The organism is Silanimonas sp., assembly GCF_027531545.1.
Taxonomy (GTDB): Bacteria; Pseudomonadota; Gammaproteobacteria; order Xanthomonadales; family Xanthomonadaceae; genus Silanimonas.
Window position 1 is genome coordinate 67,409 of the sequence record NZ_JAPZSC010000052.1, and the last position, 10,814, is coordinate 78,222.

Consider the following 10,814-nt stretch of genomic DNA (forward strand, 5'->3'; position numbering starts at 1 on the left):
ATCGAATGGAGCCCCACCGTGGACACCCTTCCCGCCTTCCCCCCCAGTGGCATCGCCCAGTGGCTGGGCCTCGTGGCCGTGCTGCTGGCGGCCCTGCTGGTGGTCTTCCTCCCGCTCGAACTCTGGCGGCGCCATCGCGCCGGCACGCTGGACCGCAAGGCCGTGCTGGAAATGCTGGCCTCGGCCAGCGTTTCGCTGCCGCCGCTGCTGGTGGGCGGTTGGGTGCTCGCCTTCGTCACCGCGCTGTGGGGCGGGGCGGCGGCCCTGGTGCCGTGGTCGATCCCGACCACGGGGTGGACGGCATTCGCCTGCCTGCTGCTGGTGGATTTCCTCTACTACTGGGACCACCGCTGCGCGCACCACTTCCGGCCCTACTGGGCGATGGCGCATTCGGTGCACCACAGCTCGCCGCAGTTCGACCAGACGACCGCGCTGCGCGTGTCCTTCGTCGATGGCGCGTTCTCGCCGTGGTTCTACGTGCCGGCCGTGCTCGTCGGCTTCGACCCGCTGCTGGTCGCCGCTTGCTTCGGCGTGATCCTCGCTTGGCAGCAGTGGCTGCACACGGAAACGGTGGGCCGCCTGCCGTGGTTCGACGGTTGGCTCAACACGCCGTCGAACCACCGCGTGCACCACGGCATGCAGCCGCAGTACATCGACCGCAACTACGGCGCGATCCTGATGGTCTGGGACCGCCTGTTCGGCACCTATGCGAGGGAAGACGAGCCGGTGCGCTACGGGCTCACGGAACCGATCACGTCCAGCAACCCGTGGACGGTGCACACGCTGGAGATCGGGCGCTGGTGGCGCGAACTGCGCGACGCGCCGACCTGGCGGGCTTTCGTTCGGTCGCTGTGGGCGATGCCCGGAAAGCCCGCGCCCCGGTGACCGGGACGCGGGCCGTGGACTCGGTTCAGTTCAACTGGCAGGTGGCCGGCTTCGCCGAGTTGAACAGCGCCGCCGTCGCCCACTCGGGGTGGTCGATGAACGGATTGCGGTTGCCCTGGAACTGCTGGATCGCTTCGTTGCGGATGCGCTCGGCCGCGTTCGGCGGGTCCTGCTGGTGCCACTGCAGCAGGGTGCTGAGCAGGCCCATGTAGGCCGGCGAGGCCGAGGTGATGACGATCTTCGAGCGGTCGTCGGTGAGCTCGAGGTCGGGCTCGCCCTGGCCGTTCACCGGATGCGCACCGCCTTCGTAGCGGATCGCCATGTACAGGATGGCGCGGGCGATGTCGCCCTTACGGGCATTGAACACCTCGAAGCTGCCGGCGTTGCCGTCGGGGCCCTTCACCCAGTTCGAATTGCCGGGATACATGCCGGTGCCGCCGCCGGTGCCGTTGTTCACTTCCGTGGCGCGTTCGCTGCAGCCGCTGCTCATCGGGCAGTTGGCGTAAGGCTTGTTGCCGCGGTCGGCGTTGTACGCGGTGTCCGACAGGTAAAGAATGTGCGTGTCGGTGTAGGGCGCGTAGGGCAGGCCGAGGTTGCCGGTCTGCGAGCTGAAGCCGAGCGAGTTCGGCCACGTGTGCTCGCGATTGTAGGTGATGCCCGTGCCGGTGCCGGCGCGTTCGCTCACCTTGGCGAAGCTGCGGTTCTTGTAGACGTCGAGGATGCGCGCGGTGTTGGCCGGGTCTTCGTCGGCGATCTCGAGGATGTCCCAGCTGTCCGTGGTGCTGGCCGAGTACGGGTAGGCCGTGTGGCCCTTGATCGTTTCGTGCAGCGAGCAGCGCAGCTGGCTCGCCGAACTCGTGTTGACGCGGCTGTAGTAGCCCGTCGGCGCGGCGGACGCCAGCGTGTAGCCGACCGTGGCGTTGCCGGTGGGCGTGGCGTTGTTGGCATCACGCAGGCCGGCGGCGCTGATCGACAGCGTGCAGGCCTCGCCGCCGGTGAAGGCGCCCGATGGCGTCAGCGTGAAGCGGCTGCCGGTGGTCGGGTAGCTCAGCGGGTGGTTGCCGCTGCTGGCGCAGTTCAACGCGAAAGCCGTCGTGCCGGCGGTGACGGGTTCACTGAAGTCCACGCTCAGCGCGGCGGTCGGCGCAACGTTGGTCGCGCCGTTGGCGGGCGTGGTGGCCGTGACGCGCGGTGCGGCATTCACCAGCGTGTAGGCCACCGTGGTGTTGGCCGTCGGCGAGGCGTTGCCGCTGTCCCTCACCGCGCTGGCCGTGACGGTGAGCGTGCAGCTTTCGCCATCAGCGAAGGCGCCCGAGGGCGTGATGGTGAAGCTGCTGCCGCTGGTCGCGTGGCTGAGCGGATGGCTGCCGCTGCTGGCGCAGCTGAGCGCGAAGGCACCCGTGGAGAGCGTGACGCTCTCGCTGAAGGCGACGCTCAACGTCGCCGTCGGGCTGATGCCCGCCGCGCCGCTGGCCGGCGTGGTGGTCGTGATGCTGGGCGGCGTGTTGGCGCTGCCGAAACTCTGGTTGCGGTTGCAGGCGCCGAAGGTCGAGGCCTGCGCGGCCTGCCAGGTGAAGCCCGCCGAGCCGCTGGCGGTGCCGCCGAGCTGCAGCGAGTGGCCGACCGCCGTGGCTTCGCTTTCGCTGACCGGCAGGTTGACGCTGGTGCGGCCCGAGGCCACGCCGCTGCTGGCGCGGATCTGGCCTTCGTAGCTGATGAACTGCACGACGGTGCCGCTGGGGTTCACCAGCGCTATGCCGTCGTGGGTGCCGTTCTGCATCCCGTTGGCGGCATAGCTCAACGTGGCGAAGCGCACGGTGGCGCCGCCGCAGGTGGCGAGCGCGCCGGTCGGCAGCGGGTCGTTGTCGTAGGCGGTGGCGGCGGTGGTGCTGCCGGTGCCGTTGTAGAGGTGGATGCGCCAGCCGCTCAGCGATTCGCCGGCGGTGGCCACGACCTCGATGCGCTCGCCGGAGTCCGTCCCGGCATTGTCGTAGTGGATCTCGTTGATGAAGACCTCGGCCTGCGCGGCGGGCACGCACGCGACAAGGCCCAGCGCCGCGAGGGCGCGGAACGGACGGAAAGACACGGATTTTCCCCTGGTGTGCCGGCGTCGGGGGGCCGGCAGTGGCGCAAAGTCTAGGAAAGCTTTGTGACAAGCGCCCGCCGCAGCGCAGCAGTGGGCGTCACCGCCGCCGCGGTGCTCAGGCGACGGGAGCGGGCCGCTTCCGCCATCGCGCGAGGGCGTACAGCAGGCTGCCCGATGCCAGCAGGCCGGCGGTGCCGAGCACGGCCCGCCATTCCACCTGGGTGAGCAAGGCCAGGCAGACGCCGGCCGCGAGCAAAGCGACCGTCGGGCCGCCCGGCAGGCGCCAGCGGTCCTCGGGGCCTTGGCGATCAACGGCGGGCATGGAAGCGAGGCAGGCGAGGTACATCAGCAGCCGCACCAGCACGCTCATCGCCGCCAGCAGGACGAAGCTGCCGGTGGCGGCCAAGGCCCAAGCGAGGACGGCGTAGAGCAACACCGAAGCCCAAGGCGTGCGGAAGCGCACCGAGACCGCCGCCAGCGGCCGCGGCAAAAGGCCTTGCTCGGCGAGGCTGTGGGTGACGCGCGGCACCGCGAACATCGAGCTCAGCAGGTTGCCGCCGACCGAGGCGACGATCGTGGCCAGCACGAGGCTGGCCCCCCAGGGCCCGAGCAGGGCTTCGCCCAAGGCCACCAGCGGGCGCGTCTGCGTCGCCAGTTCGGGCACGAAGCGAAGGCACAGCCACTGCAGCGCCGCGTAGAGCAGGCCGCAGAGGAGCAGGGCGCCGAGCAGGGCGCGCGGCATGTCGCGCGCCGGATGGCGCGCTTCACCGCCCGGGATCAGTCCCGATTCGAAACCGACGAAGGCGTAGACCATCAGCAGCAGGGCCGGGCCGAACGCGAGGCCTTCCGCCGGCAGGAGAGCCACCGTTGCCGGTGCCGCCGGCAACTGCGCGAGGCCGAGTGCCACCAGCCCGAGCAGCGGCAGCAGTTTGGCGACGGTGAGGGCGCCCAAGGAGCGCATCGCCCAGGACACGCCGACGATGTTGAGCGTGGCCACGACGCTGACGATCGCGGCCAGGGCCACGATGCGCGCCGGGCCTTCGCCGAGGCTGGGAAGGAAGTGCGCGATCGCCGCCAGCATCAGGCTCAGGTTGGCGGCGAAGGCGGTGAGCCGGGCGATGTATAGGGCCCAGCCGGTCTGGAAGCCCGCCTGCGCGCCGAAGGCGATCTGCACGTAGCGCGCCGGGCCCCCGCTCTCGCGCGTGCCGCTGGCCAACTGCGAGAAGCACAGCAGCACCGGGGCGACCAGCAGGGCCGTGAGGAGGAAGAGTGCGGGGCTCCACGCCCCGGCCAGTCGCGCGGCTTCGGCGGGGATGCCGAAGATGCCGGCGCCGACCATGCCATTGAGCACCAGCAGCCAGAGGGCGGCGGCGCCCAGGCGTCGGCCGAGGCCGGGCTTGCCTTCGTTCGCTGGTGGGAGCGTCGTCGCCACTCAGTCCGCGTCGCCGGGCTCGCCGGTCGCGGTTTCGTCCTGCAGCCAGCGCAGGTAAGCGGGCAGGCCGGCGGCGGCATCGACCGCGAGGATCTCGGGCAGGTCGTAGGGATGGTGGGCGGCCAGCGTCCGTTCCAGCGCCGGGTAGCGCTCGGCCGTGGTCTTGATCAACAGCAGGCTCTCGTCGCTCTGCTGCAGCTCGCCCTCCCAGCGGTAGGTGGAACGCAGGCCGGGCAGCGCCTGCACGCAGGCGGCCAGCCGCTCCTCGACCAGCAGGCGGGCGAGCTGGTCGGCCGCGGCGGCGGGAACGGTGCAAAAGACAAGAAGGGCGGACATGCGCCGATTGTGCCCCTTGAAACCGGACGGCTGGGCCCCACCTCCTGACCCGCGACCCGGTGACCTTGGCGTCACCGGTGCGCGCTAGAATTGGCACTCACCCGGCCCGAGTGCTAGCAGTGCCCGGCCGGGAAACGGTTCGATTTTCCGCAACCCATTGATCAACAAGGCAAAGAGGTTTCCCTCATGAGCATCAAGCCGCTGTTCGACCGCGTGGTCATCAAGCGTATGGAAGAAGAAAAAGTCTCCGCTGGTGGCATCGTCATCCCCGATTCGGCCACCGAGAAGCCGATCAAGGGTGAGGTCGTGGCCGTCGGCGCCGGCAAGGCGCTGGACAACGGTTCGACGCGCCCCCCGGCCGTGAAGGTCGGCGACAGGGTGCTGTTCGGCAAGTACGCCGGCACCGAAGTGAAGCTGGACGGCACCGATTACCTGGTCGTCCGCGAAGACGACATCTTCGCCATCCTGGGTTGATCGCTGGCTTCGGCCGCGAACCCCATCCCCACTACTGAATTCCTGGAGTCATTCCCATGGCAGCAAAAGACATCCGTTTCGGTGAAGACGCCCGCGTCCGCATGGTTCGCGGCGTGAACATCCTCGCCAACGCCGTCAAGGCGACCCTCGGCCCGAAGGGCCGCAACGTCGTGCTCGAGAAGAGCTTCGGCGCCCCGACGATCACCAAGGACGGCGTGTCCGTCGCCAAGGAGATCGAGCTGGCCGACAAGTTCGAGAACATGGGCGCCCAGATGGTCAAGGAAGTCGCTTCCAAGACCTCGGACGTCGCCGGTGACGGCACCACCACCGCCACGGTTCTCGCCCAGGCGCTGATCCGCGAGGGCATGAAGGCGGTCGCCGCCGGCATGAACCCGATGGACCTGAAGCGCGGCATCGACAAGGCCGTGACCGAAGCCACCGCCGAGCTGAAGAAGCTCTCGAAGCCCTGCTCGACCTCGAAGGAGATCGCCCAGGTCGGTTCGATCTCGGCCAACTCCGACGCCAACATCGGCGAGCTGATCGCCAAGGCGATGGACAAGGTCGGCAAGGAAGGCGTCATCACCGTTGAAGAAGGCTCGGGCCTGGACAACGAACTCGACGTCGTCGAGGGCATGCAGTTCGACCGCGGCTACCTCTCGCCGTACTTCATCAACAACCAGCAGTCGATGCAGGCCGAACTGGACGATCCGTTCATCCTGCTGCACGACAAGAAGATCTCGAACGTCCGCGAGCTGCTCCCGGTGCTCGAGGGTGTCGCCAAGGCCGGCAAGCCGCTGCTGATCGTCGCCGAGGAAGTCGAGGGCGAGGCCCTGGCCACGCTCGTCGTCAACACCATCCGCGGCATCGTGAAGGTCTGCGCCGTGAAGGCCCCGGGCTTCGGTGACCGCCGCAAGGCGATGCTGGAAGACATGGCCATCCTGACCGGCGGCACGGTGATCTCGGAAGAGGTCGGCCTGCAGCTCGACAAGGCGACCATCAAGGACCTCGGCCGCGCCAAGAAGATCCAGGTCTCGAAGGAGAACTCGACGATCATCGACGGCGCCGGCAATGCCGAAGCCATCCAGGCCCGCATCAAGCAGATCAAGGCGCAGATCGAGGAGACCACCTCGGACTACGACCGCGAGAAGCTGCAGGAGCGCGTGGCGAAGCTGGCCGGCGGCGTGGCCGTCATCAAGGTCGGCGCCGCGACGGAAGTCGAGATGAAGGAAAAGAAGGCCCGCGTCGAAGACGCCCTGCACGCCACGCGCGCTGCGGTCGAGGAAGGCATCGTCCCGGGCGGCGGCGTGGCCCTGCTGCGCGCCAAGGCCGCGATCGCCAACGTCAAGGGCATCAACGAAGACCAGAACCACGGCATCCAGATCGCCCTGCGCGCGATGGAAGCCCCGCTGCGCGAGATCGTGACCAACGCCGGTGACGAGCCGTCGGTCATCCTCAACAAGGTGCTCGAGCAGTCGGGCAACTATGGCTACAACGCGGCGAACGGCGAGTTCGGTGACATGGTGCAGTTCGGCATCCTGGACCCGACCAAGGTCACGCGCACGGCGCTGCAGAACGCCGCGTCGATCGCCGGCCTGATGATCACGACCGAAGCGATGGTTGCCGAAGCCCCGAAGAAGGACGCTCCGGCTGCTCCGGGCGGTGGTGGCATGGGCGGCATGGGCGACATGGATTTCTGATCCACGCCTCCCGCGCTGTGAAACAAGAAGGCCCGCGAAAGCGGGCCTTCTTCATTCAGGCCTTGAGGCCAGAATGAGCGAGTTCTCCTGCGAACGTGAGGTTTCTTGCTGCATCGCCGGTGCGGGCTTACGCTAAGCACCGGCTCCAGAGGAGCAATTCGGATGTTGAAGCCCCGCGAGCGGGAAAAGCTGATCAATGCCATCGTGTTCTTTGCCTCGAACACGGCGTTCTGCGGCAAGATCAAGCTCATCAAGCTGCTCTACCTGTTGGATTTCGAGCACTTCCGCCAGACGGGCCGCAGTGTCACTGGCCTTGACTACAGTGCTTGGAAGTTCGGCCCTGTGCCGACCGCATTTTTTGCGGAGTGGGAGCAGCCACAGACGGATTTCTCTGCCGCCGTCGAGATCCGTCCCGAGCGAGTGATCGATTACGACCGCCTGACCGTTGTGCCAAAAGTGGCGTTCGACGAAAGCCACTTCTCGCCGCGTGAGCTCCGCCTCATGCAAAGCCTTGCCGAGCGGTTCAAGGACGATCTGTCGATGCCCATGGTGAATGTCACCCACCAGGAGCGCGGCCCGTGGTCGAAGATTTGGGACTCGGGGCGTGGGGTCAACCAGCACATCCCCTACGCTTTGGCGATCGCCGACAGTGACGCGCATGCCGATGCGGTACGCGCCTATGCCGACGAGCAGGCTGCCGTCCGCGTTGCCCTGGGTGCGATGCCGGGATGATCGCGGTAGGCGGCATCTACCATCACGCTGCCTACTACCCCCACCCGGACACCGGCGAGCTGCTCGGCAAGTACCTGCTGGTGCTCGCGCTCCCGCAGGGCAATGACGTTGTCTATCGGATGTTGACCAGTCGCTACGCGAGCCATCGGCCACCCGGCTGCCACCATGGCGATCCGTACCCCGGATTCGCCCTTGGCATTCCGGGTGGCGAGCTCGCCAAGCCCACCTGGGTCGACCTGCGCGCCCAAGACGACTACGACATCGACGTGTTTCGCGGCCAGCTTGGAAAAGGCGTTATCCGCCGGGTGATGCAGCTCGATGCGGTGCCGCTCAGAGGCGCCATGGCGTGCGCCGCGGCGGCCGACGACACCAGCAACCACCAAGCTCGATGCATTCGGGATGCCATGGCCGAGCTGGGCAGCTGATCTGAGAGAATCCGGCCTACAGTCACAACGATTCGGTGCCGATGAACAGGGAACAGCTCAAACAGCTCGAGAAGGATCTCTGGGCCGCGGCCGACAAGCTGCGCGCCAACTCCGACCTCAAGGCCAGCGAGTACAGCACGCCCGTGCTGGGCCTGATCTTTCTGAAGTTCGCTGACAACCGCTACTCCCAGCACGAGGCCGCCATCGAGCAGGAGTTCCGCAAGCTCTAGGGCACACGCCGCGAGCGCAGCGTGGAAGAAATCGCCATCGAGAAGTGCGGCTTCTATCTTGCTCCTGAGGCCCGCTACGGCTACTTGCTGGCGCTTCCCGAACAAGAGGACATCGCCAAGGCGATCCGCGCCGCGATGGCCAGCATCGAGAAAACCAAGCCGGAACTCCTCGGCGTGCTCCCCCAGGAGGAGTACGACCGCTTCACGCGAAGCGACAAGAACAAGCACATCCCCAAAGACCTGCTGAAGCTGTTCTCCGACATCCCGGTCGACGCCTCGGGCGACGTGTTCGGCCAGATCTACGAGTACTTCCTCGGCAACTTTGCACTCAGCGAGGGCCAGGGTGGCGGTGAGTTCTTCACGCCGCGCTCTGTCGTCAAGCTGATGACCGAGATCATCGAGCCCCATGGCGGCAAGGTGTTCGACCCCGCCTGCGGCTCCGGTGGCATGTTCGTGCAGTCGGGCGAGTTCATCCTGCAGCACCAGACCGACAAGGCGGCCGACCTCGACGTCTTCGTCTGTGGCACCGAGAAGACGCTGGAAACGGTCAAGCTCGCCAAGATGAACCTCGCGGTGAACAACCTGCGTGGCGACATCAAGCAGGCCAACAGCCATTACGAAGACCCGTTCAGCGCCTTTGGCGCCTTCGATTACGTGTTGGCCAACCCGCCCTTCAACGTCGATGACGTGGCCTTGGACAGCGTCGAGAAGGATCGCCGCTTCAACACCTACGGCGTTCCGCGCAACAAGACCAAGGCCAAGAAGTCAGACGGGAAGGACGGCAAGGAAAAAGCCGTCGAAACCGTCCCGAACGCCAATTACCTGTGGATCAACCTCTTCGCCACCTCGCTGAAGCCCGGCGGCCGCGCTGCGCTGGTGATGGCCAACTCGGCCAGCGATGCCCGCCACTCCGAGGCCGACATCCGCCGCACGCTCATCGAGAAGAATCTCATCTACGGCATGCTCACCCTGCCGTCGAATCTGTTCTACACGGTCACTCTGCCGGCCACCTTGTGGTTCTTCGACAAGGGCAAGACCGATGAAAAAGTGCTCTTCATCGACGCCCGCAACATCTTTACGCAAATCGACCGCGCTCACCGCGAGCTCAGCGACGCGCAAATCCAGAGCATCGCCCTCATCCCCCGCCTGCACAAGGGCCGCCGCCAGGAGTTTGTGGATCAGGTAGACCGCTACCTGCATCAGGGCATGGCGCAGCTCAAGGAAGCCGCCGAGCACCTGCCGGCCTTGAGCGAACGCCTGCTGGCGGTGCTGGCCGAGGAAGCGGCGGAAGACGCTGCGACAAGCTTGGCTGCACGCGATGCAATCGCCGCGCTGCAGGCCCGGTGGGGCCAACTCACCGCGCTGCAACAGGCCCAGGCCCAGCACGAGCGCACGCGGGGCCAGAAGCACAGCGTGGACGAGCGCAACGCCGCCCAGCAGCAGCTGCGTGCCCAGTTCACGCCCTTCTTCAGCGGCCTGCATGCGGCCGTGAAGCAGCTCGACAAGGCCATCCGCGAGATGGACAAGCGCAAGGCCGAGGCCGCCAAGCTTGAGGGCAAGCGCGCCACCGCCAACCGCCAGACCAAGGGCGTGAAGGCCGCGGTGCAAGCCCTGCACGACGAGCTGAAGACCGCCGAGCTGTATTACCAGCATGTGCTGTGGCTGCAGGAGCGCTTCCCCAAGGCGGCTTACGAAGACGTCACCGGTCTTTGCAAGCTGGCCAGCCGCGAGGAGATCGCCGAGCAGGACTGGTCGCTGAACCCGGGGCGGTATGTGGGTGTGGTGATTGAGGAGGACGGGAAGACGGAGGAGGAGTTCCTGGAGGAACTTAGCCTCAGCTTTGATGAGCTCAACGCGCTCGCTGGCGACGCGCGGCAACTCGAAGGTGTGATCAACGCCAACATGCAACGCCTTCTCGCAGGTGAAGCGTGATGCAGCAACGCATGGTGGAGCTTCAGAGCCTGTGCAGTCGCATCACCTCTGGCGGCACGCCTTTGCGCACCCTTCCTGAGTACTTCGACGGCGGGACGATCCCTTGGATCAAGACTGGCGAAGTGAAGTAGGGCTTTATCCACAGCGCTGCTGAACACATCACCGAACTCGGCCTGGAGAACTCGGCAGCGAAGCTCATCCCCGCAAACAGCCTGATCGTCGCTATGTACGGCGACGGTGATACGGCTGGCAACGTGGCTGTCAACAGGATCCCGGTCACGACGAACCAGGCGTGCTGCAACTTCGTCGTTGATGAGCGAAAGGCTCACTACCTGTTCCTCTACTACTACCTCAAGGCGAACTACCAGAATCTGGTCAATCTGAAGCTTGGGGGCTCGCAGCAAAACCTGAATGCTTCAACGCTGAAGCGCTTCCCAGTCCCGGCGTAACCTCCCCCGTCAAGCGGACAGTTCGAAAGTAGAGCTTCTGGCGTCGTGGTGATTTCGGAACTCGGCGGGCGTCATGCCGCCGAGGGCGTCGTGGGGGCGGTGCTCGTTGTAGTCGATCAGGAAGCGCCACGTGGCC

The 10,814-nt window shown here is 66.5% G+C and carries 12 protein-coding genes; 8 read left to right on the forward strand and 4 right to left on the reverse strand.

Annotated features, from left to right (window positions below):
* Window positions 1-18 precede the first annotated feature (18 nt).
* Window positions 19-885 (forward strand): sterol desaturase family protein, encoded by an 867-nt coding sequence (locus O9280_RS16100; protein WP_298345106.1) that lies wholly within the window; start codon window positions 19-21, stop codon window positions 883-885.
* Window positions 886-910: 25 nt separating this feature from the next.
* Here the strand turns inward: O9280_RS16100 and O9280_RS16105 are convergent, their stop codons facing one another.
* The 3 genes from O9280_RS16105 to cutA all read right to left on the reverse strand — a co-directional run bounded on the left by O9280_RS16105 (window position 911) and on the right by cutA (window position 4,739).
* The gene (locus tag O9280_RS16105; RefSeq protein ID WP_298345107.1) at window positions 911-2,971 is read right to left on the reverse strand and encodes an endonuclease; all 2,061 of its coding nucleotides are present in this window, start codon (window positions 2,969-2,971) and stop codon (window positions 911-913) included.
* Between the two features lie 115 nt (window positions 2,972-3,086).
* Window positions 3,087-4,403: an APC family permease gene (locus tag O9280_RS16110; protein WP_298345110.1), complete on the reverse strand. Its 1,317-nt coding sequence runs from the start codon at window positions 4,401-4,403 to the stop codon at window positions 3,087-3,089.
* Window positions 4,404-4,739 (reverse strand): divalent-cation tolerance protein CutA, encoded by a 336-nt coding sequence (gene cutA / locus O9280_RS16115; RefSeq protein WP_298345113.1) that lies wholly within the window; start codon window positions 4,737-4,739, stop codon window positions 4,404-4,406. It abuts the gene before it with no gap.
* 186 nt (window positions 4,740-4,925) lie between these two features.
* Between cutA and groES the strand changes: the two genes are divergently transcribed.
* The 7 genes from groES to O9280_RS16150 all read left to right on the forward strand — a co-directional run bounded on the left by groES (window position 4,926) and on the right by O9280_RS16150 (window position 10,678).
* A complete protein-coding gene (groES, locus tag O9280_RS16120; RefSeq protein ID WP_298345116.1) occupies window positions 4,926-5,213 on the forward strand; it encodes a co-chaperone GroES in 288 nt (95 codons plus the stop codon).
* A 56-nt stretch (window positions 5,214-5,269) separates the two neighbouring features.
* Window positions 5,270-6,910, forward strand: a complete 1,641-nt coding sequence (gene groL / locus O9280_RS16125) for a chaperonin GroEL (protein ID WP_298345119.1) — start codon at window positions 5,270-5,272, stop codon at window positions 6,908-6,910.
* A gap of 162 nt (window positions 6,911-7,072) precedes the next feature.
* Window positions 7,073-7,642, forward strand: coding sequence for a Panacea domain-containing protein (locus O9280_RS16130; RefSeq protein WP_298345122.1), 570 nt, complete (start codon window positions 7,073-7,075; stop codon window positions 7,640-7,642).
* On the forward strand, window positions 7,639-8,067 hold the full coding sequence (locus O9280_RS16135; protein WP_298345125.1) for a hypothetical protein: 429 nt from the start codon (window positions 7,639-7,641) through the stop codon (window positions 8,065-8,067). Before O9280_RS16130 ends, O9280_RS16135 begins: the two co-directional genes overlap by 4 nt.
* 41 nt (window positions 8,068-8,108) lie before the next feature.
* Window positions 8,109-8,297 carry a type I restriction-modification system subunit M N-terminal domain-containing protein gene (locus O9280_RS16140; RefSeq protein WP_298345128.1) on the forward strand — a complete coding sequence of 63 codons (189 nt, stop codon included), beginning with the start codon at window positions 8,109-8,111 and terminating at the stop codon, window positions 8,295-8,297.
* Window positions 8,298-8,318: 21 nt separating this feature from the next.
* Window positions 8,319-10,229, forward strand: coding sequence for an N-6 DNA methylase (locus tag O9280_RS16145; protein ID WP_298345131.1), 1,911 nt, complete (start codon window positions 8,319-8,321; stop codon window positions 10,227-10,229).
* 158 nt (window positions 10,230-10,387) lie between these two features.
* Window positions 10,388-10,678, forward strand: a complete 291-nt coding sequence (locus O9280_RS16150) for a restriction endonuclease subunit S (RefSeq protein WP_298345140.1) — start codon at window positions 10,388-10,390, stop codon at window positions 10,676-10,678.
* 9 nt (window positions 10,679-10,687) lie between these two features.
* Here the strand turns inward: O9280_RS16150 and O9280_RS16155 are convergent.
* On the reverse strand, window positions 10,688-10,814 hold a 127-nt coding region (locus O9280_RS16155), incomplete at its 5' end, for an integrase core domain-containing protein (RefSeq protein ID WP_298345142.1).